This window comes from Rahnella sp. PAMC25559 (assembly GCF_050632365.1).
Taxonomy (GTDB): Bacteria; Pseudomonadota; Gammaproteobacteria; order Enterobacterales; family Enterobacteriaceae; genus Rahnella; species Rahnella rivi.
In genome coordinates, this window is sequence record NZ_CP192543.1 from 337,348 (window position 1) to 362,395 (window position 25,048).

The following is a 25,048-nucleotide window of genomic DNA, read 5'->3' on the forward strand; positions in this document are numbered from 1 at the left end:
AATTAACAGGCGGGCAGATCACAAAGACAGGAATGCAAACGGGAGCCCGAAGGCTCCCGTTGAAGACACAGCTAAAGAAACTGAAATCAGCTCTTCTTCAGACCGCGCTGGCGCACGGCTTCGAACAGACAGACGCCGGTCGCCACAGAGACGTTCAGTGAAGACACGCTGCCCGCCATCGGAATACTGATCAACTCATCGCAATGTTCACGGGTCAGACGACGCATACCTTCACCTTCTGCACCCATCACCAGCGCCATCGGGCCGGTCATTTTGCTCTGATACAGGTCGTGATCGGCTTCACCGGCGGTACCGACAATCCAGACATTGTGCTCCTGTAAAACACGCAGCGTGCGCGCCAGGTTGGTCACATTGATCAACGGCACGTTTTCAGCCGCACCGCTGGCGACTTTTTTGGCGGTCGCGTTCAGTTTGGCAGAACGGTCACGGGGAACGATCACCGCGTGAACACCGGCCGCATCTGCGGTACGCAGACATGCACCGAGGTTATGCGGATCAGTCACGCCGTCCAGGACCAGCAGGAACGGGGATTCGAGGCTTTCCAGCAGCGCTGGCAGGTCGTTTTCCTGATACTGACGGCCTTCACGGACGCGGGCGATAATCCCCTGGTGTACGGCGCCCTCGGATTTTTCATCCAGCCACTGACGGTTCGCGACCTGAATAACAATCCCGCTGGCTTCCAGTTCGTCGATCAGCGGTTTCAGACGTTTATCATCGCGGCCTTTCAGAATGAAAACTTCCAGAAAGCGTTGCGGATCGTTGTCGAGTAAAGCTTTAACGGAATGAATACCGTAGATAATTTCGCTCATGATGCTCTTTAAAATAGACTTGCGGACAGCATGCTGTCCGCAATGTAACGAAGGATTGCGGGCGATTCTATCATCGACTGAAAAAAGCATCAGTGAATAAATGACCGCCCGTTAGTGCAGACGCGTGACCGTCAGCTTTGCGCCGGTTTTTTCTTCGCGCGCTTAGCTTTGGTCGCGGAAGCGATTTTCTGCGTCTGGTCAGAAGGCTTTTTAGCTTTCTTCGGCTTGCCGTCTTTACCGACTGCGCTCACCGCTTTTTCTTTCTTCGGCTTAGCAGGCTTCGCATCGTCTTTACGGAACGCGCTGTCCGGCTCGAAGTTAGCGCCTTTCTTGCCTGTGCGACGACGTCCTGCATTGGCGGGCGCCGTGGAACGCATGGAGCGCTCCCCTCCGTTTTTCGCGCGATCGCGGGCAGTTTTGCCTTCACCACGTGCTTTACGGGTGCTGGAAACCAGAGCGAAGTCGATTTTACGCTCGTCCATATGCACGGCTTCAACACGAATTTCAACCGTATCACCCAGGCGGTAAACCGCGCCGGAAGATTCGCCCACCAGACGCTGTCCGATGTTGTCGTAACGGTAATAATCGTTGTCCAGTGAGGAGACGTGTACCAGACCGTCGATGAACAGATCGTTCAGACGCACGAAGAAACCAAAACCGGTCACGCTGGCGATAGTGCCGGTAAAGACTTCACCGACGTGATCCTGCATAAAGTCGCATTTCAGCCAGTCAGCCACGTTGCGGGTGGCTTCGTCGGCGCGGCGTTCTGCCATCGAACAATGCTCGCCCAGCTGCAACATGTCTTCATAATCACTGTGCCAGCCACCGGTTGGCGTCCAGCGTTCTTTCAGTGTGCCGTGCTCTTTCGCCAGCAGATATTTGATTGCGCGATGCAATGCCAGATCCGGATAACGTCGGATTGGCGACGTAAAGTGGCCGTATGACGCCAGCGCCAGACCGAAGTGACCCCGGTTTTCCGGATCGTAAATCGCCTGTTTCATCGAACGCAGCAGCATAGTTTGCAGCATTTCGCGGTCAGGACGATCCGCCAGTTCATCCATAATCTGGGCATAATCTTTCGGCTCAGGCTTGAGGCCGCCGCCCATCACCAGACCCAGTTCACCCAGCACGCTTCGCAGCGCGGAGATGTGATCATCGCTTGGACGGTCATGAACACGGAACAGCGCGGGTTCGTTATGTTTTTCAACAAAACGCGCCGCCGCGATGTTAGCGAGGATCATGCACTCTTCGATCAGTTTGTGTGCGTCGTTACGCACAGTGGGCTCAACACGTTCGATACGACGTTCGGCGTTGAAAATGAACTTCGCCTCTTCGGTTTCGAAGGCGATACCTCCACGCTCGGCACGCGCCTGATCGAGCATTTTGTACATGGTATGCAGTTCTTGCAGATGTTTGACCAGCGGCGAATATTGCTCACGCAGCTCTTCGTCACCATCAATGATGCGCCAGACTTTGTTGTACGTCAGACGGGCATGAGAACTCATCACCGCTTCATAGAATTTAGAACTGGTCAGCTTGCCCTGCGCAGAGATAGTCATCTCACAGACCATACACAGACGGTCCACTTGCGGGTTCAGGGAACACAGGCCGTTAGACAGCACTTCCGGCAGCATCGGGACAACCTGCGACGGGAAATACACAGACGTCGCGCGGCTGCGTGCTTCATCGTCGAGCGCAGTGCCGTGGCGGACGTAATAACTGACGTCAGCAATCGCCACCCAGAGACGCCAGCCGCCACCACGTTTTTTCTCACAGTACACGGCGTCATCGAAATCGCGGGCATCTTCACCATCGATGGTGACCAGCGGCAGACTGCGTAAATCCACGCGGCCTTTTTTCGCTTCTTCCGGTACCTGTTCACTCAGATCTTCGACCTGTTTCAGAACCTGCGGCGGCCAGACGTGCGGAATTTCATGGGTGCGCAGTGCGATATCCACCGCCATGCTGGTACCCATTTTATCGCCCAGCACTTCGACGATTTTACCGACCGCTTTGGTACGGCGGGTCGGACGCTGAGTCAGCTCGACCACGACCATATATCCCATGCGCGCACCATTGATGGCGTCGGAGGGGATCAGAATATCGAAGCTCAGACGGCTGTCGTCCGGGACGACAAAACCGGCGCCGGCATCAGTAAAGTAACGGCCGACGATCTGGCTCATTTTCGGCACCAGCACACGCACGATGCGCGCTTCGCGGCGGCCTTTACGGTCGGTGCCGACCGGCTGTGCCAGTACCACGTCACCGTGGATGCACATTTTCATTTGTTCAGCAGACAGGTAGACGTCATCTTTCTTCACGCCTTCAAGGCGCAGGAATCCGTAACCGTCGCGATGACCGATGACCGTGCCTTTCAGCAAATCCAGGCGTTCAGGCAGTGCGTAACACTGGCGGCGCGTAAAGACCAGCTGACCATCACGCTCCATGGCGCGCAGTCGACGGCGCAAGGCTTCCAGCGCCTCTTCACCAGACAGATTCAGTTCGTTACCGATTTCTTCCCGGCTGGCTGGTGTTTCACGTTTCGCGAGGTGTTCCAGAATAAATTCACGGCTGGGAATAGGTGAGTCGTATTTTTCTGCTTCTCGTTCCAGGAATGGATCTTGTGACATAGCGGTTCCTCCGTTGCCATCAGCAGTTTGTTGAGAGTCTTTCATTCAACAAGCAATAATTTATAGAGCGGCGAGTTATCTTTGACCATATCGGCCAGAGTGTACTGATTCAGCTCATCAAGAAAATGTTCTACAGCAGTGTGCAGGACTTGTTTTAGCCGGCATGCGGGCGTGATGTGGCAAAAGTCACTGTCACAGTTGACCAGTGAAAGCGGCTCGAGTTCGCGAACCACATCGCCAATGCGGATTGTTTGTGCCGGTTTACCCAGCTTTATGCCACCGTTCTTGCCGCGAACGGCGGTGACCAGACCTGCGCGGCTTAACTGATTAATGATTTTCACCATGTGGTTTCGCGACACACCGTAAACATCGGTAACCTGCGAGATATTGGTCATCTGATCGTCAGGCAACGACGCCATATAAATCAACGCTCTCAAACCATAATCAGTAAAACTCGTTAACTGCACACATACCTCTGGGTAGTTTTTTACCCGCTCTTCCCGCGTCGACCGAGACGAAGGGAAAAATTGATTTTTTTAAGAAAGCACAATGATGATAAACCAGCCTGCAAGTTTGCGGCTAATCATTTAAATAGTGGATGCTTTATGGGAAGTAAACAAGCGCAGACAGGCAGAAAAAAATAAACCGGGCAAATTTGCCCGGTTATGACGTTTTTACATACTCAGCTGGCGCTGTTATGCATCAAACGGGTCACGCAGAATCATGGTTTCGCTACGGTCAGGGCCTGTTGAAATGATATCAACCGGCACTTCGGTCAGCTCTTCGATGCGTTTGATGTAGTTAAGTGCCGCTTGTGGCAGTTTATCTACTTGTTTCACACCAAAGGTCGTTTCGGTCCAGCCTGGCATGATTTCGTAAATTGGCTCGATACCTTCCCAGCCTTCTGCTGCCAGCGGAGTGGTGGTCATTTCGCGGCCATCAGGCATACGGTAACCGATACACAGCTTCACTTCTTTCAGACCGTCCAGCACGTCCAGTTTGGTCAGACAGAAACCAGACAGGGAGTTAATCTGCACAGAACGACGCACAGCAACGATGTCCAGCCAGCCGCAACGACGGCTACGACCCGTGGTCGCGCCAAACTCGTTACCTTGCTTACGCAGGAACTCGCCCGTTTCATCGAACAGTTCAGTCGGGAACGGACCTGCACCCACGCGGGTGGAATAGGCTTTTACGATACCCAGTACATAATCGACATAACGTGGACCAATACCAGAACCGGTAGCGACGCCGCCTGCGGTGGTGTTGGAAGAGGTTACGTACGGATAAGTCCCGTGGTCGATGTCCAGAAGCGTGCCTTGCGCGCCTTCAAACATGATCAGATCGCCACGCTTACGCGCGCCATCCAGCAGTTCAGACACGTCAACGACCATTGCGGTCAGGATGTCGGCGATAGCCATGACATCGTCTAACGTTTTCTGGAAATCAACGGCTTCTACTTTGTAGTAGTTGACCAGCTGGAAGTTATGATAATCGATGATTTCTTTCAGCTTGATAGCGAAAGTTTCTTTGTTGAAGAGATCACCTACGCGCAGACCGCGACGGGCAACTTTATCTTCATAAGCAGGACCGATGCCGCGACCGGTGGTACCGATAGCTTTATCGCCACGCGCTTTTTCGCGCGCCATGTCTAATGCGACATGGTAAGGCAAGATCAGCGGGCAGGCTTCAGAGAGTAACAGACGTTCGCGTACAGGGATGCCACGAGCTTCAAGTTCGCCCATTTCTTTCATTAAGGCGTCAGGCGCCAGAACAACACCGTTACCGATGATGCTGGTGACATTTTCACGCAGAATGCCAGAAGGAATTAAATGAAGAACGGTTTTTTCACCGTTGATAACCAGAGTGTGACCGGCGTTGTGACCGCCCTGATAGCGCACAACATATTTAGCCCGTTCAGTAAGCAGGTCTACGACCTTGCCTTTCCCTTCATCACCCCATTGAGTGCCGAGTACGACGACGTTCTTACCCATCTCAAGAATCACCAGGTTGCTTAAAAAAGGATTCTAACATCTCATTCTGTGCTTTCCAGTACTTTTAGCACACGTTTGCGGGAAAAATTTCAATTGCGTGCTACTCGTCTCTGCCAGACGTGACACACGAGATGTAACAAAAGCTCAGCCACCCAGACGACCACGCAACATGTAGTAAATTACGAAGCCGGCAACCACAAGTGCCCCTCCAAAACGGCGTAAAACCGGGTCCGGAAGATTTGCCAGAGCCAGGATCATTTTTCTCCATGATTTTGGATAAATCATCGGCCCCAGGCCTTCAAGAACTAAAACTAATGCCAGCGCCAGCAAAATAGTGGAATTCATGGTCAGTGTTTCTCTGTGCTTCCCCTGATTAAAAACAGCAGGGTTTTAGAAAAGACAAAAGGCCCCGCAGGGCCTTTTGGAAATTGCATCAGCAATTATTTATTTTTTTCAGGTGACTTCATGAAACGGAAGAAATCGCTGTCAGGGCTTAACACCATGACATCGTTACCGCTCTTGAAGCTGGCCTCGTAAGCACGCAGGCTACGAATGAATGCATAGAAGTCAGGATCCTGGCTGAATGCATCAGCAAACAGTTTCGCTGCTTCAGCATCGCCTTCACCGCGGGTAATACGTGCAGTACGTTCCGCTTCTGCAACAGTACGGGTTCTTTCGTAATCCGCCGCAGCCTGAATCTTGGTGGCTTCTTCTTTACCCTGAGAGATGTGGCGCAATGCAACCGCATTACGCTCAGCACGCATACGATCGTAAATCGCGCTGGACACTTCTTCCGGCAAGTTGATCTGTTTCAGACGCACATCGACCACTTCAATACCCAGCGCGGCCATGCTGTTCGGGTTCACCGCAGGCTGTTTGCCTTTGGTTTCCTGCTCAACACGTTTTGCTGCAGAAGCGATAGCATCATCGGCTTCTGTGGTCGCTTCAGGCTCATCGCCGACGCTACCGGTGTTCAGTGCATCACGCACATCCATCGTCAGACGACCACGGGAATCGGTTACGATGTCTTTCACATCAAGACGACCGATTTCAGAACGCAGACGGTCACTGAATTTACGTTTCAGCAGAATTTCAGCCTGAGAGACGTCACCGCCGCCCGTAGCCAGATAGTAACGGCTGAAATCGCTGATACGCCATTTCAGGTAAGAATCGACGATTAAGTCTTTCTTCTCGCTGGTAACGAAACGGTCAGCCTGGTTATCCATGGTCTGAATACGTGCGTCGAGCATTTTAATGGATTCCACGAAAGGAACTTTAAAATGCAGGCCCGGCGCATACACCAGAGGTTTGTTATCGTTGTCACGCAGGACTTTGCCGAAACGCAGCACGATGCCACGCTGGCCTTCCTGAACGACGAACAGTGAAGCATAAAGCGCCACCAGCACCACAACGACGATAAGTAAAATGGACTTACGCATTGTTATTCTCTCCCTACGCGAAGTGTATCGTCACGTTGTGCATTCACACGACGCTGATCCATGACACTGCCAGACGAACGGGAACTGCTGTTATCGGCACTGCTTTTGCCATTATTGCCAGTTAAACCCGGAACGGAAGGCAACAAACCTGTTTCGTCACTCTTGGTATCATTGGCGGCTGGATTAGTGCCACGCAGCATTTGATCAAGAGGTAACACCATCAGGTTGTTCCCTTTGTCACTCACCAGAACTTTACGGGTGTGACTGAGAACTTTTTCCATTGTCTCGATATACAGACGCTCGCGGGTAATTTCCGGCGCGGCTTTATATTCAGGCAACAGTTTTGCAAAGCGGGCAACTTCACCCTGCGCTTCAAGCACGGTACGGTCTTTATAAGCTTTCGCGTCTTCAAGCAGGCGCTGTGCTTCACCGTTTGCCAGAGGCTGGATTTGGTTAGCGTAAGCTTCTGCTTCACGAATAGACTGTTGTTCCCTTTCACGGGCAGCAATCGCGTTATCGAAGGAGGCTTTAACTTCTTCAGGCGGACGCGCCGTCTGGAAGTTGACGTCCTGAATAGTAATACCCATTTTGTAAGGACGAATGGTTTCTTCCAGTACGCGTTGGGTGTCGCTACGCACGGTGGTACGGCCTTCAGTCAGGATTTTATCCATCGTGTATTTACCGATAACACCACGTAATGCGCTGTCCGTTGCCTGGCTCAGGCTGTCGTCAGGGTTGGCGACGCTGAACAGATAGGCTTCAGGGTCGGTCACGCGGTACTGTACGTTCATCTCGACACGCACCACGTTTTCATCAGACGTCAGCATCACGCCAGACGCGGCCAGTTCACGTACCGATTCTACGTTCACTGCGCGAACCTGATCGATGAAGGTTGGCTTCCAGTTCAGGCCCGGTTCAACCAGATGGCTGAACTTACCAAAACGAGTGACCACGCCACGCTCGGCTTCTTTAATGGTATAGAAGCCAGTTGCAGCCCAGATAACCACCACCGCGGCGACCGCGATGCCTGCTATCCGGCTACCACTCATTCCGTGACCGGAACCCGATGGCGTGCCGTTGTTATTGTTGTTGCCTGAACCTTTTCCACCGAAACCGCCCAGCTTTTTGCTGAGTTTACGGAAGATATCATCCAGGTCAGGTGGCCCCTGATTTCGGCCGCCTTTGTTGTCATTATTACCACCAGAATTTCCACCAGAGTTGCCGCTATTATTATTGCTGCTGCCCCAGGGGTCGCGGTCCTGTCCGTTATTACCGGGCTGATTCCACGCCATGTTATAGCTCCATTATTCTATGATTGGTGTTCTTCAGGACAAATCAGACAGACTCTGGTTGCGGATATAGCTGGCCAGTTCCTGCTCTTGTTTGCAGAGGCGGTGCCAGTCAACAATGGGCATTCGCACCATAAGACCAAAACTACCATCCTCTTCAATCCATTCTTTTTCTATCGCCTGAAGCTGGTAAAAACGGCTACGAAGGCGTCCTGCTTCCGGCGGCAGGCACAATTCATGCTGCGCGATTTCGCCAGAGAGTCGCTCCGTTAATGCCTGAAAGAGCAACGGAATACCTTCCCCGGTCACGGCTGATAACCACACCCTGATCGGCAAATTCTCCTCGTTGCGATCGATACGCGGAACAAAATCATCCAGCATATCTATTTTGTTCATCACTAACAGCGCAGGGATTTCATCTGCTTCGATCTCTGCCAGCACCGTATTCACCGCGTCAATATTTTCCTGAACGCGGATGTCCGCTGCATCGATGACATGTAATAACAGAGATGCCTGTTGGGTTTCCTGCAATGTTGCTTTAAAGGCGGCAACTAAATCATGGGGCAGGTGACGAATAAACCCTACGGTGTCCGCCAAAACTGTTTCCCCGACATCCGCAACCATAATGCGTCGCAGCGTAGGATCCAGCGTAGCAAACAACTGATTGGCCACGTAAACATCGGCCTGAGTGATACGGTTAAAGAGTGTGGATTTTCCGGCGTTGGTATACCCCACCAAAGACACCGTTGGAATATCCGCACGGACGCGCGAACGACGACCTGTTTCACGCTGCTTAGCCACTTTCTCAAGACGGCTGAGGATCAGGGTAATTCTGTCACGCAGTAAACGGCGGTCAGTTTCGAGCTGGGTTTCACCCGGGCCACGTGCCCCGATGCCTCCCCCCTGACGCTCAAGGTGTGTCCAGCCACGAACCAGTCGGGTAGCAATGTGGCGTAATTGCGCCAGTTCTACTTGTAACTTACCTTCGTGTGTTCGTGCCCGCTGGGCAAAGATATCTAAAATCAATCCTGTGCGGTCGACAACGCGACATTCGCATAATGCTTCCAGGTTACGTTCCTGGGCAGGAGATAACGAGTGATCAAAGAGAATAACAGAAGCGCCCGTTGCTTTGACTGCGTCTGCAATTTCCTGGGCTTTTCCTTCACCGACAAAGTATTTTGGGTGCGGTGCCTTACGGCTCCCGGTGACGACTTGCAGCGCCTCTACACCGGCAGAAGAAACCAGCGATTCGAATTCGCTCAGGTCTTCCGTGTCTTTGTCTTGCGAGAAATAGATATGAACCAGAACGGCCTGTTCGCCGCCTTCATAACGGTCAAACAAGCTTGCGACCTCTCATTTGGATTAAATTCGACAGCCGGGGGTGCATAAGCATAATCGGAATACTTATGAACCCCTTCGTGGTTGACCAACGTTGCGCTTTATTCAGCGTCATCGTTTTCCTGCTGCGGCTGTTGCTGCGCAGACGGAGTACTGCCTTGATGATAGTTGTTGGTGCTGCCCGTACCTGGATTATTGCTATGATGTGACACCGGGCGGGAAGGCACTACGGTGGAGATAGCGTGTTTATACACCATCTGGCTTACCGTATTTTTTAACAGAATGACAAACTGGTCAAAAGACTCAATCTGGCCTTGCAGCTTAATACCATTCACCAAGTAAATAGAAACCGGAACACGTTCACGACGCAATGCGTTCAGGAACGGATCTTGCAAAGATTGCCCCTTAGCCATTCTATCTTTTCCTTATTAGTTTGTTGTTTGTAACTTTGAGCCTATCGGCTCGAAAATAAATCACATAAAAAATTTGCGCGCTGAGTACTGATCAATTGTACACAATCACCCAACCTATGCACTAACAACCTGAATTACACGGCTTAAGGCATCTTCCGGCTTTTCGGAATCCAGCCATTCGACGTTATCCCACCCTCGTAACCAGGTCATCTGACGTTTGGCCAGCTGTCGTGTCGCGCAAACACCACGATAAACCATTTCATCGTAATCGAATTCACCAGATAAATAGGACCACATCTGGCGATAGCCGACACAGCGAATGGAAGGCAAATCCGTATGCAAATCGCCCCGAGCTAACAGCGTTCTGACTTCGTCTTCAAAACCATTGGACAACATCTGACTAAAACGTTCCTCAATCCGCGAATGTAATAATTCACGGCGCGTTGGAGCAATCGCAAACTGGTGAACGCGGTAGGGCAACGTTTCACCCGAAATTTTAGTCAGTTCCGTTAAAGTTTTACCCGAAATATAAAAAACTTCCAGTGCTCTGGACAGTCTCTGCGGATCATTCGGATGAATTCGCATAGCGGCAACCGGATCGATCTCGCTTAATTGATCGTGTAATGCTTTCCAGCCCTGCTCTTGCGCCTGCTTTTCAATGCGCTCACGCACGGCGGCATCGGCCTGCGGTAAAGGTGACAACCCTTCGAGCAACGCCTTGAAATAAAGCATAGTCCCACCCACCAATAACGGGATCTTATTGCGTGCAGTTATTTCTGCCATTTCGCGCAAAGCGTCAGCTCGAAAATCTGCCGCCGAATAGGCCTGGGTAGGATCAAGGATATCAATCAGACGATGGGGTGCATCCGCCAGCTCTTCCGCTGTGGGTTTGGCAGTACCGATGTCCATTCCGCGATAGATAAGTGCGGAATCGACACTGATCAGTTCAACCGGAAGATGTTTCATCAGCGACATCGCCAGTGCGGTTTTACCGGATGCGGTCGGCCCCATAATAAAGATCGCCGGGGGAGCGGAGTGTTTTTCAGAATCAGTCATGCTTAAAAGCCGCCAGCGCGGGCTGTAAATCAAGAGGTTGCAGAAGTCCGGACGGAGGTGATTTCACCAACTGCGGGCAAAGACGCTCAACATCCGTGAGTAATTGTATGGCTTGGGAAATGGTCCAGACCTCGTGCTCGCAGCCACAGTGGCGGGCAAACCACATAGCTACCGCATCAGAAGTCACCTCCTGCTGAACAGCAAGGTAATCTAACAGGTCGGGTATCAACTTTTGTAAATTTTGTTGGCGTAATGGTAAAGGTACTGCGCGTACCGTCACACGCTGCGACTCACTGAACATTTCTAAACCAAAATGCTGTAAAAGCGGCTGATTTTTTGCCAGCACGGCAATTTCATCTTTGCTGACCGTCAGCTTCAGCGGAATCAAAAGGGGTTGCGGACGCAACCCTTCATCAGGTGGCGTCATCTGTGCCCATTTAAGCCAGCGATCGGCGACAGGTAACGCCAGCATCACCAGTTGTTTGCCTCTTTCGAGCAACGCATATTCTGCCGCACACACCGTCAGGACACGCCCGAAACTTTGGCTATGCGATTCCAGAGCCGGTTCAGCGAGTGTACGAGCCGCCGGCGCTACCGGCTTAGCGGCCTGTGCCGCGTCGGGCGCAGGCTCCTGCAAGGAAAATACGTCCGATGAAGGCTGCAACAACCGTTGATAGGCTTTACCTTCTGAGCGGTTATATGCCGGTTCATTGCTGTGGCTAATGGGTTCGCGCCGATGGCTGGCACGGGACGTTTCAGGAAACACGTTCTCGCGCGCTGCTGGCTTTTCACGTTGCGAGTTCGCCGGTTTTTCTGCGGGTTGTGAGAAATGATTACCGCCGGCGGCCTGACGATTCTCCGGTTGCCAGCGCGGTGCGTCTTCCTGGGTCTGCTGTTGTGCCAGAACAGGATTGCCGGCCTGTTGTAATACCGACATCACCGCCTGGTAGATAAAATCGTGCACCAGCCGGGACTGATGGAACCGCACTTCGTGTTTAGCCGGATGCACATTCACATCGACCTGATGCGGATCGACATCCAGATACAGCACATACGCAGGCTGCTGATCGTCTTTTAACTGATCCTGGTATGCCTGACGGATCGCATGATTAATCAGGCGATCTTTCATCATGCGGTTGTTCACATAACAATATTGCATATCGGTGAGACTGCGCGATCCGGCTGGATCGGCGACCCAGCCACGGATCCCCAAATCACCGTGAGTCCATTCGACTTCCAGTGCATGTTCAACAAACGTCGGGCTGCAAATGCTGGCCAGACGCCGCGATGACTGGGAGGGATCTTTCACTGCGCGGTACTGCCGGATGAGTTTGCCGTTGTGACTCAGATTGACGGAAACGTCAAAACGCGCCAGTGCGATCCGGCGGACGACTTCATCAATATGGGTAAATTCGGTTTTCTCGGTGCGCATAAACTTGCGTCGGGCGGGCGTGTTGTAAAACAGATCCAGCACTTCTACGGTCGAGCCCTGCGGATGCGCCGCCGGTTTCACCGTCACCGCCATATCGCGCCCTTCCGCGTAAGCCTGCCAGGCTTCACTTTGTTCTGCGGTGCGTGAGGTCAGAATGAGACGTGAAACAGAACTGATACTCGCCAGCGCTTCGCCGCGAAATCCGAGGCTGAGAATCGCTTCCAGATCGTCGAGACAGGTAATTTTGCTGGTGGCGTGACGCGCCAGCGCCAGCGCTAAATCATCTTTACCGATTCCGCAGCCGTTATCGCGAATACGGATGAGCTTGGCGCCACCGCGATCAATATCGATATCAATGCGCGTGGCTCCGGCATCAAGGCTATTTTCCACCAGCTCTTTCACCACAGAAGCCGGCCTTTCGACAACTTCACCCGCGGCTATCTGATTAGCCAGTTGCGGGGGCAGTACCTTGATCGGCATAGCGGCTCCTGTGGAAAGCGGTCTGTCAGACCGCCGTTAAGACTGTGGAATAGTTAAGGTTTGGCCGAGCTGTACCTCGCCAGACTTCATGTGGTTCGCCGTTTTAATTTCCGTCATGCTGACGCCGTATTTGCTGGCAATCGCCGACAGCGTATCGCCGCGTTTGACGGTATGTTTCGACGGTTTTTTCGTGGCTTTCGCCGTCGAGGCCGACGCGCCGGTGACAGAGGATGTGCGGGTACCTGCGGGAACTTTCAATCGCTGGCCGACCCAGACACCGTCTTTTTTCAATTTGTTGAGATCGCGCAGCGCCGCATTGGTCGTACCGTAACTGTTCGCAATCCCCGTCAGGGTTTCACCACGGGTCACTTTGTGGATCTGCGTGGCACCGGCTGCACCGGCCGTCACTTCAATCGGGCCCGGCTGATTACTGGTCTTTGCGCTACTGTCTACCGCCGCTGCTGATGAGGCCAGCAGCGGACGGTTTTCGACCTTTGGGCCGTTTTGTATCGGATGCGACTGGAAATAATTACGCAGACCGACGTGAATGGCCCTTGCAATTTTATCCTGGTACGCGCTGCTGCCCAGCAGCCGCTCCTCAGTTGAGTTACTGATAAAGCCGGTTTCCACCAGCAGGGAAGGAATGTCCGGCGAACGCAACACCCCTAAACTCGCGTGCTCAGGTTTCGCTTTATGCAACGAACCGACGCTGCGCAGTTCGCGCAATACGCGGGTGGCGACGTCATAACCGACGCGTTGTGAATGGCCGAATTGCAAATCCAGCACGGCCTGACTCAGATAGGGGTCAGAGGCGGTATTCGCCAGCACATCCCCCGCACCGCCCAGCAGTTCGGATTGTTTCTCGTGCTGCTCGAGCCAGTTACCCATTTCACTGTTGGCGCGACGGTTAGACAGCACCCAGACGGATGCCCCGCGCGCACTGCGGCTTGGCGCAGCATCGGCGTGAATAGACACCAGCACGTTGGCATTTTTCTTACGCGCCACATCAGAACGCCCCATCACGGAAATAAAGTAATCGCCGTCGCGGGTTAATACCGGCTGGAACATCGGGTCAGCATTCAAAATCGCCTGTAATTTACGGGCAATCGCGATGGTCACGTTTTTCTCTTTCAGGCCACCCGCGCCGATAGCGCCCGGATCCTGCCCGCCGTGTCCGGCATCTATGGCGACAATGATTTTGCTGTCGCTGGTGGAAATCGTGGAAGAACGCGAGTTGTCTGACGCCACGGCCGTCGAAGCAACCGTGGTTTTATCATTGGTAAACGGATTTGATTTCGCGGAAGGCGTGACTATTCTGCCTGCGTTTGGCGAAGGCGTGTTCGTTGCCACGGTAACCGGCGCACTCTGGCGTGCCGGAGCCGACGCATTCATGGTCAGCACCACCGTGTACTGGCTGCCATCTTTCTGTTTAGTGGCGTTGGTTCTGACCTTTTGATTCAGTTCAAACACCAGACGCTGACTTTGCGCGTTCGGCGGGGTACTGGCGCGCACGCGCGTCACCAGATTCTGTCCGTTAAAGGTCAGCGGTAAACCTTTCATCACGCCATCCTGACGGATATCCATCACCACGCGTTCAGGATTATGCAGCGGGAAAAAGGAATAATCAGGTGAACCGTCAAAGGTAATGGTGACGGTAGATTGCGATGGGCCGTTTGAAACATTGATGTTTTTCATGCCGGCCGCAAAAACGGCGGACGACGTCAGTCCGGCAAAAAGCATCAGCGCCGATAAAAACATCGTCGCTGTAGAAAAGAGAGAAGTGATACGTGAATTCATCGCGTGATCATCCTTGCTGTTGAACACGATGCAGCAAATTTATGCCAGATTCAGAAACGGCCACCAGCGTCGCCGTACGCCCCTGAGGCTGATAGTCCAGCGTCAGTTCGATATCAGGTTCAGGCAACACGCCCTCACCTTTTTGCGGCCACTCGACCAGACAGATGGCGTCTTGCGCGAAATAATCGCGAATGCCCATAAACTCGAGCTCTTCCGGGTCGGCAAGACGGTATAAATCAAAGTGATACACCGCGATATTTTCCAGCTGATAGGGCTCGACCAAGGTGTAAGTCGGGCTTTTCACATTACCCTGATGCCCTAATGCCTGAAGAAAACCCCGGCTAAAGGTTGTTTTACCGGCACCCAGATCGCCATAGAGATGGATAACCGTTGAGCCCTCGCAAGCTTTCGCCAGTGAAGCACCTAGTTGCAGCGTCGCCGCTTCGTCGGGTAATGAGATATTAAGTTGATTCATTCAGTGATATCTATTTCTTCAGGTCTGGATTAACTAACGGGGCAATCACCGCTAAAAGATCAGTCGCCAGCATACCGCGCGTTCCCTGCTGCCGGGCGATTTCGTCTGCGGCAGCGCCGTGAACCACCGTTCCTGCGCAGGCCGCATCAAATATATTCAGTTTTTGAGCGAGCAGGCCGCCGATAATACCAGAAAGCACGTCGCCCATACCGCCTGATGCCATACCGGCATTTCCTACATCGGCAATGGCCATCTCACCCTGCGCCGTGGCAATCAGTGTGCCGGCGCCTTTAAGCACCACCACGCCACCGTATTGCTCAACCAGTTTCCTGGCAGAAAGTAAGCGGTCACTCTCAATTTCCTTCACGGTACAACCGAGCAGACGGCTGGCTTCACCAGGATGAGGCGTCAACACCCGATTTTGCCGTTTCTCCGGTGTGATTGCCAGCAGGTTCAGCGCATCGGCGTCCCATAAGGCCGGTTTCTGACATTTTGCCACCCGCTCCAGCGCCTGTTTACCCCAGGCTTTCTGTCCGAGCCCCGGCCCAATCACCACCACGTCGGCCCATTCAAGCGCTTCATCGAGCGACTTCGCGCTAAGTTCCTGCACCATCAGTTCAGGTCTGGCGGTCAGTAAGGGGCCTGCGTGTTCTTTGTGAGTAAGCACTCGCACCAATCCGGCTCCGGCACGCAGCGCGGCTTCCGACGCCATGCGGATCGCGCCCGCAAAGCTGGTATCCCCGCCAATCACCACCAAACGCCCGTGATCGTCTTTATGAGAACACGGACGGCGCGGGTGCAACCAGGTGTTTAATTGTGACGCATCAAGCCGTTGTACCACTGCACGATGTCCAGCCAGCCAGCTTTCCAGCCCCAGGGCATCGCAGTGTAATTTGCCGGTGTAATCGCGCGCCTGCCCGGTCAGTAAACCCGGCTTCAGGGCAATGAAACTGATCGTGTGCGTGGCCACTGCTGCTTTGCCCGCGGCCTGGCCGGTTTGCGCATTCAGACCCGAAGGAATATCCAGAGAGATGACAGGCAATGACGACGCGTTGATAGCATCAATCAACGTGTCATAAGGGGCGCGCGGCGCGGAGGATAAACCGGTACCGAGCAGGCCATCAATAATCAGATCGGCGTCGTGCGGCCAGGCAGAATCCGCCGGGTGAACCATGCCGCCACTTTTCAGCCAGCCCTGACGCGCGGTTTCCGCTTCGTCAGGCAAGGGCTTACCGCCTTCGACGGCCAGCAGCGTCACGCGTATACCCGCGTTTTTCGCCAGACGCGCCATTTCAAAACCGTCGCCACCGTTATTTCCGTGGCCGCATAAAATCAGCCAGTGTCGCGATTGCGGAAACTCACGCTGAGCAAGCAAAAAAGCCGCGCGTGCAGCACGCTGCATCAGCGAAAACAGAGAAATCCCCGTTTCCTGCGCGGCATGACCTTCATTCTGACGCAGCCAGTCAGCAGAAAAGACGGAATGTGGTAAACTCGCCTCGTTTCGTTTTTCACGTTGGTTCGTCATGACACTCCCTCTCGATCTCGTTCAACTGGCTCAACATATCAAGCAATGGGGCCAATCGCTAGGCTTCCAGCAGGTTGGTATCTGCGATACAGACTTATCTGCAGAAGAGCCCCGACTGCAGGACTGGCTTGATAAACAATATCATGGCGAGATGGACTGGATGGCGCGCCACGGCATGTTGCGCGCCCGTCCACATGAACTGCTGCCCGGTACGTTGCGGGTGATCAGCGTGCGCATGAACTATTTGCCTGCCAACGCTGCCTTTGCCAAAACCCTTAATAACCCGCAACTCGGCTACGTCAGCCGTTATGCGCTGGGCCGTGACTATCACAAAGTGCTTCGTCAGCGCCTGAAAAAGCTTGGCGACATGATTCAGACCTACTGCACGGAACAACAATCTGATCATCAGGTGGTATTTCGGCCATTTGTCGATTCTGCTCCGGTGATGGAACGCCCTCTGGCTGCGAAAGCCGGACTGGGCTGGGTTGGTAAACACTCACTTATTTTGAACCGGGAATCCGGTTCCTGGTTTTTCCTCGGCGAACTGCTGATTGATTTGCCCCTGCCCGTTGATCAGCCGCAGGAAGAGAAGTGTGGAAAGTGCGTCGCCTGCATCACCACCTGCCCGACCGGCGCCATTGTCGCGCCTTATACCATTGACGCCCGTCGCTGTATTTCCTATCTGACCATCGAGCTGGAAGGTGCGATACCGGAGGAATTCCGGCCAATGATGGGCAACCGCATCTATGGCTGTGACGACTGTCAGCTGATTTGTCCGTGGAACCGTTATTCGCAGCTGACAGATGAAGAGGATTTCAGCCCGCGCGCCGCGTTGCATGCGCCGGAACTGATAGCGCTGTTCGCCTGGACGGAAGAGAAATTTTTGCGCATTACCGAAGGTTCACCCATCCGCCGCATTGGCCACCTGCGCTGGCTGCGTAACATTTCTGTGGCACTGGGCAATGCGCCGTACTCGGAAGAGGTGTTGAATGCGTTGCAGTCACGGGCAGGCGAAAATGTGTTGCTCGATGAACATATCGACTGGGCCATCCGGCAACAAGTGGAAAGAAGAAGTGAACATCGGGTCGAAGTGCAAACATCACAGCAGAAACGACTGATCCGCGCGGTGGAAAAAGGTTTGCCGCGAGATGCATAATGTGTCGTGAAGCGCTCAGATTAAAAAGCCAGATTTTCTGTGCATAAAAATAAAAATGCTTTGCCAATCAAGTGCAAAAAAAAGAGCAAGTGATCACCATAACGTTTCGTCATAAATTTATTTTGTTTTAAAACAAGTGATTACAAATTGGCAATATGGAGGGTGCAAAAAACAGACAGTTTAAAAAAACAGCTAAACCTGTGGATAAGTCTGTTTAAAACATTACTACAAATCGTGTAAGGATCGTATTAATCACGCACGAATTATGCATGGGGGAACTGACAGGAAATGATTGTGTACTGAAGAAGAAAATTGGAGCGGGAAACGAGACTCGAACTCGCGACCCCGACCTTGGCAAGGTCGTGCTCTACCAACTGAGCTATTCCCGCTTTGAGATGCTAGGTGCATCGGCTGTAAACTTACAGCATTTGAAATTTTTTGGAGCGGGAAACGAGACTCGAACTCGCGACCCCGACCTTGGCAAGGTCGTGCTCTACCAACTGAGCTATTCCCGCGTCGCATGGCACTGCATTTTTTACGTCTTAACTCTTTAAAACTGTACAACTTTAAAATTTGGAGCGGGAAACGAGACTCGAACTCGCGACCCCGACCTTGGCAAGGTCGTGCTCTACCAACTGAGCTATTCCCGCTCTGCGCACTCAACGAAATTCTTCATCGGTACGGGGTGCGCATTATACGAGAAATCCTTTTAGCCGCAACCCCCTGAAAGCAAAAAAATGAATTTTTCGTTCAAGTGCCGATTAAACCATCAAAGCGGCGATTTAAGCGGCGAAACCCGGCGGTTTTGTGTTCCGCGGCGCAATAAAAAAGATTTCAGGTATTTTTAGAGATTAATAAAATGTTCGCGGTAATACGCCAGTTCAGCCACGGACTCACGAATATCATCCAGAGCCTGGTGGGTATTTTGCTTTTTAAAGCCGCCCAGTATTTCCGGTTTCCAGCGACGCGCCAACTCTTTCAGCGTGCTGACATCCAGATAACGGTAATGGAAATAGGATTCCAGCTCCGGCATGTACTTAAACAGGAAACGGCGATCCTGCCCGACGCTGTTGCCACAAATAGGCGATTTGCCTTCAGGCACCCACTCGCGCAGGAACTCAATGGTTTTCAGCTGAGCTGCATTGTCATCAAACGGGCTGGCTTTCACACGGTCAACCAGACCGCTGCCGGTGTGCGTACGCACGTTCCAGTCATCCATCAGCGCCAGTTGCGCATCAGACTGATGCACAGCCATCACCGGGCCTTCGGCCAAAATGTTTAAATGCGCGTCGGTCACCAGCGTGGCGATTTCAATAATACGGTCACGTTCAGGATCCAGACCGGTCATTTCGAGGTCGATCCAGATTAAGTTCGAGTCATTAGCAGCCATGATGTGTCCTGTTAAAGTAGAGAGTTGACGGAGATCTCCGTCATTCGGGCAATTAATATAAAATAGCTGGTATCATAGTCGTTTTGGTCGCACCGAGCGATTAAAGCCAGTTAAGTGAGGCGCAGTGACTAAATCAAAACTGTCTAAAGGGCAACAACGTCGCGTTCAGACTAACCACCAGCGTCGTCTGACTCAGACCGACAAACGCAAAGAGCTGGACGATTCTCTGCACGGCGAACCGCAGGACGGCATTGTCATCAGCCGTTTCGGGATGCATGCGGACGTTGAAGCGGCCGACGGCAGCCAGCACCGTTGCAATATCCGCCGTACCATTCGTTCTCTGGTCACCGGTGACCGCGTTGTATGGCGCGCCGGCGAGAACACCAGCGTCAAAGGTATCGTTGAAGCAGTGCATGAACGCACATCCGTGCTGACCCGCCCAGATTTCTACGACGGCGTGAAACCAATCGCTGCCAACATTGACCAGATCGTCATTGTCTCCGCCATTTTGCCAGAGCTGTCGCTGAACATCATCGACCGCTATCTGGTGGCGTGCGAAACCGTTGAAGTTGAGCCGCTGATTGTGCTCAATAAAATCGATCTGCTTGACGACGAAGGCCGTAAGTTCGTCGAAGGTATGATGGATATCTACCGCAGAATTAACTACCGCGTACTCGAAGTCTCCAGCCAGACCGGTGAAGGCATGCCTGCATTTGAAACCGCACTGACCGACCGCATCAGCATTTTCGCCGGTCAGTCAGGTGTGGGGAAATCCAGCCTGCTGAACGCCTTACTGCCGCCGGAAGAGAAACAGATCGTGGTGAATGAAGTGTCAGACAACTCCGGTCTGGGCCAGCACACTACCACCGCGGCGCGCCTGTACCACTTCCAGCGCGGCGGCGACGTCATCGACTCCCCCGGCGTACGTGAATTCGGCTTGTGGCACCTTGCGCCAGAGCAGATCACTCAGGGGTTCGTCGAATTCCGTCCTTTCCTCGGCTACTGCAAATTCCGCGACTGCAAACATGGCAGCGATCCGGGCTGTGCCATCCGTGATGCCGTAGACCGTGGCGACATCGCTGAAGAGCGTTTCGACAACTACCATCGTATTCTGGAAAGTATGGAAGACGTAAAAACGCGTAAAAACTTCGACGCACTTTAACGTTAACCCGTTGAGTTCATGAGCAAATAAGAAACGAGTGAGATTAACGGAAGTTGAACCGTTGATTTCTCATCGTTACAATCGGCGTCGATTAACAGGCTCCTGCGCAATCATACAATGTGTGACCGTCCCGCTGATGGACGGTCCCCTGCAAAATGGCCGGTCATGCCGGCCATTCATACCATCCAAGAGGTTTTTCCCGTGCTGGACAGTATCAAAATCAAACTTCAATACTTACTTCCTAAACAAGGTCTGACCCGTCTGGCGGGCTGGGGCGCGGAAAAACGTGCAGCCACGCTGACCCATTGGGTCATTAAAGCCTTTGCGCGCTTTTACAGCGTGGACATGAAAGAAGCACAAAATCCGGATATCAAATCTTACGCGACGTTCAATGAATTCTTTGTTCGCCCACTGCGTGACGGCGCGCGCCCTGTTGTCAGTGGTCTGGACATGCTCTGCCTGCCTGCCGACGGTGCAGTCAGCCAGTTGGGTGCGATCACTGACGGCAAGCTGTTCCAGGCAAAAGGCCATTTTTACAGTCTCGAAGCGTTGCTGGCGGGAAATTATCAGCTGGCCGAGAAGTTCCAGGGGGGTCAGTTCGCCACAATCTATCTGGCACCCCGTGATTATCACCGCGTGCATATGCCGTGCAACGGCGTTCTGCGCGAAATGATTTATGTGCCGGGCGATTTGTTCTCAGTGAACCCGCTGACCGCCGCCAACGTCCCTAACCTGTTCGCCCGTAATGAACGCGTCATCAGCGTGTTCGATACTGAATTTGGTCCGATGGTACAGATTTTGGTCGGTGCGACCATTGTCGGCAGCATCGAAACCGTGTGGGCGGGCTGCGTTACGCCACCGCGCGAAGGCATCATCAAGCGCTGGACCTACCCTGCTGCCGGTGAAGAAGGCGCCATCGCGCTGGAAAAAGGCCAGGAAATGGGCCGCTTCAAACTGGGCTCCACCGTGATTAACCTGTTTACCGCCAGTCAGATTCGCTTCATGCCGAACCTGAGCAACGGTACCGTAACCCGCATGGGCGAACCTTTCGCCGAAGCGCTGCGTGCATCCGCAGTAGTGCCTGAAGCGCCTGAAGTAACTGAAATACCTGAAGTTACTCAAGCAACTGAAGTGCCTGAAGTACCTGCAGGTGTGGCAACGGCTGAACCGCAAGTCCCTAAAGACTTCTGATTTCGCCCTGAACTGACGTAAAGAACTGAAAAAAGGATGTGACCGAGTGCGCCTGATCCCCGCCTTGCTGATGAGTTTACTGCTGTCTCTGCCGCTCATGGCAGGTGCCGCACCGACTGAAGATCAGCTCAAACAGGAACTGAAACAGGCGGAAGCCAATAAAGAAATGGCCAACCAGGCGCAGGTTGTTGAGGCGCTGCAAAGTGCCCTCAACTGGCTGAATGAGGCGAAAGTCTCTGCCGGGCGCACGGCGGAATATCAAAAAGTCATCGATGACTTTCCTAAACTGACGCAGTCTTTGCGTCAGGAACTGCAAAATCAGCCCGAAAAGCCGCCTGCGATCAGCACAGATTTATCCAGCGCCGAGCTCGACCAGCAAATTCTGCAAATCAGCAGCCAGCAACTGGAAGAAACCCGCCAGCTCCGCCAGGAGCAGGATCGCTCCCGCGATATCAGCGACTCGCTCAGCCAAATCCCGCAGCAACAGTCGGAAGCGCGTAACGCGCTCGGCGACATCGATCAGCGGATCCAGTCAGCCACTGCGGCGGCCACATCGTCCATCCTCGCACAAGCCCAGCTGAGTGCACTGCAGGCCGAATCTGCCGCACGCAAGGCGAAAGTGGATGAGCTTGAACTGGCACAGCTTTCTTCCAATAACCGGCAGGAACTGTCGCGGATGCGCGCCGATCTCTACAAGAAGCGCGCCGATTATCTCGATCAGCAACTGCAGGCTCTGCGCAATACGCTGAACAATCAGCGCCAGCGTGAAGCGGAACAGGCGCTTGAAAAAACCGAGCTGCTGGCGGAACAGAGCGGCGAATTGCCCCACTCCATCAGCCAGCAGTTACAATCCAACCGTGAACTGTCGCTGGCGTTAAATCAGCAGGCGCAGCGGATGGATTTGATCTCCTCCCAGCAGCGTCAGGCTGCCGCGCAAACGCAGCAGGTGCGTCAGGCGATCAATACCATTCGCGAACAGGCACAGTGGCTGGGCGCATCCAATCTGTTAGGTGAAACGCTGCGGGCGCAGGTTTCCCGTCTGCCGGACATGCCAAAACCGCAACAGCTCGACCGCGACATGGGTCAGTTGCGCGTTCAGCGTCTGCACTATGAAGATTTACTCGATAAGCAGGCGGTTTACCGCCAGGGGCGTCAGGACGACGGCAAACCGCTGACGGCTGCGCAGCAAAAAATTCTCGACGCGCAGCTTCGCACCCAGCGCGATTTGCTCAATTCACTGCTCTCAGGCTGTGATACGCAGATTCTCGAACTGACCAAGCTGAAAGTCGCCAACAGCCAGCTGGTGGAAGCGCTGAACGACGTCCATGAGGCCGCGCACCGTTATCTGTTCTGGGTGGCCGACGTCAGCCCGGTGGGGCTTTCCTACCCTGTCATGCTGGCGCATGACGTGAAACGCCTGGTGTCGCTCGACTCCCTGAGCCAGCTCGGCGGCGCATCGATGATGATGGTCACCAGCAAAGAAACCCTGCTGCCGCTGTTTGGCGCACTGATTCTGGTCATTATCAGCATCAGCTCCCGTAAGCACTATTACGCCTTTCTGGCGCGTGCCAGCAGCAAAGTCGGCAAAGTCACGCAGGATCACTTCTCGCTGACAATGCGCACGGTATTCTGGTCGATTCTGGTGGCGATGCCGCTGCCGGTGCTGTGGGCGGCTCTGGGCTTCGGGCTACAAAGCGCCTGGCCATATCCGATTGCCGTGGCGATTGGCGATGGGGTGACCGCAACGCTGCCGATTCTGTGGGCGTTCATGGTGAGCGCCGCGCTGGCGCATCCGCAGGGGTTGTTTGTCACCCACTTCGGCTGGCCGCAGCGCGCCGTTTCCCGCGCGCTGCGCTACTACGCGTTGTCTATCTGGGTGATAGTGCCGCTGATCATGGCGCTGATTACATTCGATAATCTCAATGACCGCGAATTCTCCAACACCCTGGGCCGTCTGTGCTTCGTCATTCTGTGTCTGGTGGTGGCGCTGGTCACTCACAGCCTGAAACGTGCGGGGATCCCGCTGTACCTTGATAAAAAAGGCAACAGCGAGAACATGCTTAACAATACGCTGTGGTGGATGCTGCTTGGCGCGCCGATAGTCGCGGCACTCGCCTCACTGATGGGCTTTCTCGCCACCTCACAGGCATTACTGGCACGTCTGGAAACCTCGGTCGCCATCTGGTTTGTGCTGCTGGTGATTTATCACATCATCCGCCGCTGGATGCTGATTCAGCGACGCCGCATTGCCTTTGAACGCGCCAAACAACGTCGGGCCGAAATGCTCAATCAGCGCGCCCGTGGCGAAGAAGACGCGAATCACGCCAACAGCAGTAACGAAGGTACGGTTGAAATTGAAGAGCCGGTCGTCGATCTGGATGCCATCTCCGCGCAGTCACTTCGTCTGGTGCGATCGCTGCTGACGCTTATCGCGCTGATCTCGGTGATCTTCCTGTGGTCGGAGATCCATTCGGCCTTCTCATTCCTGGAAAATATTCATCTCTGGCAGGTGGCGTCCACCGTTCAGGGCGTTGAGAGCATGCAGCCGATCACGCTGGGATCGGTGTTGATCGCGATTTTAGTGCTGATCATCACCACGCAGCTGGTGCGTAATTTACCGGCGCTGCTGGAACTGGCGCTGTTGCAACATCTGGATCTGACGCCGGGCACCGGTTACGCCGTACTGACCATCACCAAATATGTGTTACTGCTGATCGGCGGGCTGGTGGGCTTCTCGCTCATTGGCATCGAGTGGGCAAAACTGCAATGGTTAGTCGCCGCGCTGGGTGTGGGGCTTGGATTTGGTTTGCAGGAGATTTTCGCCAACTTTATTTCCGGCCTGATCATTTTGTTCGAGAAACCGATCCGTATCGGCGATACCGTGACGATCCGCAACCTGACGGGCAGCATCACTAAGATCAACACCCGTGCCACGACCATTGCCGACTGGGACCGTAAAGAGATTATCGTGCCGAACAAGGCCTTTATCACTGAGCAGTTCATCAACTGGTCGCTGTCGGATTCCGTGACGCGTGTGGTACTGACAGTACCGGCTCCGTCGGAAGCCAACAGTGAAGAAGTGACTGAAATCCTGCTCAACGCCGCGCACCGCTGCTCCCTGGTGATCGACACGCCGGTGCCGGAAGCCTATCTGGTGGATTTGCAGCAGGGGATCCAGATTTTCGAATTGCGTATGCATGCCGCCGAAATGGCGCACCGTATGCCCCTGCGCCACGAAATTCATCAGCTGATTCTGGCCGGATTCCGCGAGCACGGCATTACGCTGCCCTTCCCGCCATTCCAGGTGCGAATGGAAACATTGCACCGCGCGCAAAATGGCAACAACGCGACCTTTACCAGCAGCAGCGGCAGTGGCCGCAGCGGTACAAGCTCGCGTTCGCCGGGCGATTTATAAACCTAAAAGGGCAGATTTCTCTGCCCTTTTTTACGC

Annotated in this window: 19 protein-coding genes and 3 tRNA genes; 4 read left to right on the forward strand and 18 right to left on the reverse strand. The window is 53.6% G+C overall.

The window, feature by feature from the left end; all coding sequences use genetic code 11:
- Nucleotides 1-86: 86 nt before the first annotated feature.
- The 14 genes from rlmB to nnr form a co-directional block, all read right to left on the reverse strand.
- On the reverse strand, nt 87-830 hold the full coding sequence (gene rlmB, locus ACQZQY_RS02855) for a 23S rRNA (guanosine(2251)-2'-O)-methyltransferase RlmB (RefSeq protein ID WP_056782476.1): 744 nt from the start codon (nt 828-830) through the stop codon (nt 87-89).
- Between the two features lie 131 nt (nt 831-961).
- Complete coding sequence (gene rnr / locus ACQZQY_RS02860) at nt 962-3,460, reverse strand: ribonuclease R (RefSeq protein ID WP_414070393.1); 2,499 nt, start codon at nt 3,458-3,460, stop codon at nt 962-964.
- Nucleotides 3,461-3,501: 41 nt separating this feature from the next.
- Nucleotides 3,502-3,927 carry a nitric oxide-sensing transcriptional repressor NsrR gene (gene nsrR / locus ACQZQY_RS02865; RefSeq protein WP_056782478.1) on the reverse strand — a complete coding sequence of 142 codons (426 nt, stop codon included), beginning with the start codon at nt 3,925-3,927 and terminating at the stop codon, nt 3,502-3,504.
- A 228-nt stretch (nt 3,928-4,155) separates the two neighbouring features.
- Nucleotides 4,156-5,454: an adenylosuccinate synthase gene (locus tag ACQZQY_RS02870; RefSeq protein ID WP_056782479.1), complete on the reverse strand. Its 1,299-nt coding sequence runs from the start codon at nt 5,452-5,454 to the stop codon at nt 4,156-4,158.
- Nucleotides 5,455-5,598: 144 nt separating this feature from the next.
- The gene (locus ACQZQY_RS02875) at nt 5,599-5,799 is read right to left on the reverse strand and encodes a DUF2065 domain-containing protein (RefSeq protein ID WP_056782480.1); all 201 of its coding nucleotides are present in this window, start codon (nt 5,797-5,799) and stop codon (nt 5,599-5,601) included.
- Between the two features lie 95 nt (nt 5,800-5,894).
- Nucleotides 5,895-6,893 (reverse strand): protease modulator HflC, encoded by a 999-nt coding sequence (gene hflC / locus ACQZQY_RS02880; protein WP_056782481.1) that lies wholly within the window; start codon nt 6,891-6,893, stop codon nt 5,895-5,897.
- 2 nt (nt 6,894-6,895) lie between these two features.
- The gene (gene hflK, locus ACQZQY_RS02885; RefSeq protein WP_217202876.1) at nt 6,896-8,185 is read right to left on the reverse strand and encodes an FtsH protease activity modulator HflK; all 1,290 of its coding nucleotides are present in this window, start codon (nt 8,183-8,185) and stop codon (nt 6,896-6,898) included.
- Nucleotides 8,186-8,218: 33 nt separating this feature from the next.
- The gene (hflX, locus tag ACQZQY_RS02890; RefSeq protein ID WP_056782483.1) at nt 8,219-9,523 is read right to left on the reverse strand and encodes a ribosome rescue GTPase HflX; all 1,305 of its coding nucleotides are present in this window, start codon (nt 9,521-9,523) and stop codon (nt 8,219-8,221) included.
- Between the two features lie 98 nt (nt 9,524-9,621).
- The gene (gene hfq / locus ACQZQY_RS02895; RefSeq protein WP_056782484.1) at nt 9,622-9,933 is read right to left on the reverse strand and encodes an RNA chaperone Hfq; all 312 of its coding nucleotides are present in this window, start codon (nt 9,931-9,933) and stop codon (nt 9,622-9,624) included.
- Between the two features lie 114 nt (nt 9,934-10,047).
- Entirely contained in the window at nt 10,048-10,989 is a 942-nt protein-coding gene (gene miaA / locus ACQZQY_RS02900; RefSeq protein ID WP_431296585.1) for a tRNA (adenosine(37)-N6)-dimethylallyltransferase MiaA, read from the reverse strand.
- Nucleotides 10,982-12,901: a DNA mismatch repair endonuclease MutL gene (gene mutL, locus ACQZQY_RS02905; RefSeq protein ID WP_431296586.1), complete on the reverse strand. Its 1,920-nt coding sequence runs from the start codon at nt 12,899-12,901 to the stop codon at nt 10,982-10,984. The genes miaA and mutL overlap by 8 nt, the downstream gene beginning before the upstream one ends.
- A gap of 36 nt (nt 12,902-12,937) precedes the next feature.
- Entirely contained in the window at nt 12,938-14,698 is a 1,761-nt protein-coding gene (amiB, locus tag ACQZQY_RS02910; protein ID WP_122096293.1) for an N-acetylmuramoyl-L-alanine amidase AmiB, read from the reverse strand.
- Nucleotides 14,699-14,705: 7 nt separating this feature from the next.
- A complete protein-coding gene (gene tsaE, locus ACQZQY_RS02915) occupies nt 14,706-15,173 on the reverse strand; it encodes a tRNA (adenosine(37)-N6)-threonylcarbamoyltransferase complex ATPase subunit type 1 TsaE (RefSeq protein WP_056782488.1) in 468 nt (155 codons plus the stop codon).
- A gap of 10 nt (nt 15,174-15,183) precedes the next feature.
- Nucleotides 15,184-16,698 (reverse strand): bifunctional ADP-dependent NAD(P)H-hydrate dehydratase/NAD(P)H-hydrate epimerase, encoded by a 1,515-nt coding sequence (gene nnr / locus ACQZQY_RS02920; protein WP_431296587.1) that lies wholly within the window; start codon nt 16,696-16,698, stop codon nt 15,184-15,186.
- On the opposite strand from nnr, the gene queG reads away from it, so the two are divergent.
- A complete protein-coding gene (gene queG / locus ACQZQY_RS02925; RefSeq protein WP_183850008.1) occupies nt 16,697-17,854 on the forward strand; it encodes a tRNA epoxyqueuosine(34) reductase QueG in 1,158 nt (385 codons plus the stop codon). The two genes, nnr and queG, sit on opposite strands and share 2 nt — an antisense overlap.
- Before the next feature lie 313 nt (nt 17,855-18,167).
- Here the strand turns inward: queG and ACQZQY_RS02930 are convergent.
- The 4 genes from ACQZQY_RS02930 to orn form a co-directional block, all read right to left on the reverse strand.
- Nucleotides 18,168-18,243, reverse strand: a tRNA-Gly gene (locus ACQZQY_RS02930).
- Nucleotides 18,244-18,293: 50 nt separating this feature from the next.
- Nucleotides 18,294-18,369: transfer RNA gene (locus tag ACQZQY_RS02935), tRNA-Gly, on the reverse strand.
- A gap of 59 nt (nt 18,370-18,428) precedes the next feature.
- Nucleotides 18,429-18,504, reverse strand: a tRNA-Gly gene (locus ACQZQY_RS02940).
- Nucleotides 18,505-18,698: 194 nt separating this feature from the next.
- The gene (gene orn, locus ACQZQY_RS02945; protein WP_056782491.1) at nt 18,699-19,244 is read right to left on the reverse strand and encodes an oligoribonuclease; all 546 of its coding nucleotides are present in this window, start codon (nt 19,242-19,244) and stop codon (nt 18,699-18,701) included.
- 124 nt (nt 19,245-19,368) lie between these two features.
- Between orn and rsgA the strand changes: the two genes are divergently transcribed.
- From rsgA to mscM, 3 genes are all read left to right on the forward strand, one after another.
- Nucleotides 19,369-20,406 (forward strand): small ribosomal subunit biogenesis GTPase RsgA, encoded by a 1,038-nt coding sequence (gene rsgA, locus ACQZQY_RS02950; protein ID WP_056782492.1) that lies wholly within the window; start codon nt 19,369-19,371, stop codon nt 20,404-20,406.
- Between the two features lie 201 nt (nt 20,407-20,607).
- Nucleotides 20,608-21,597 (forward strand): archaetidylserine decarboxylase, encoded by a 990-nt coding sequence (gene asd, locus ACQZQY_RS02955; protein WP_056782524.1) that lies wholly within the window; start codon nt 20,608-20,610, stop codon nt 21,595-21,597.
- Between the two features lie 70 nt (nt 21,598-21,667).
- Nucleotides 21,668-25,012, forward strand: coding sequence for a miniconductance mechanosensitive channel MscM (mscM, locus tag ACQZQY_RS02960; RefSeq protein WP_240993934.1), 3,345 nt, complete (start codon nt 21,668-21,670; stop codon nt 25,010-25,012).
- Nucleotides 25,013-25,048 lie beyond the last annotated feature (36 nt).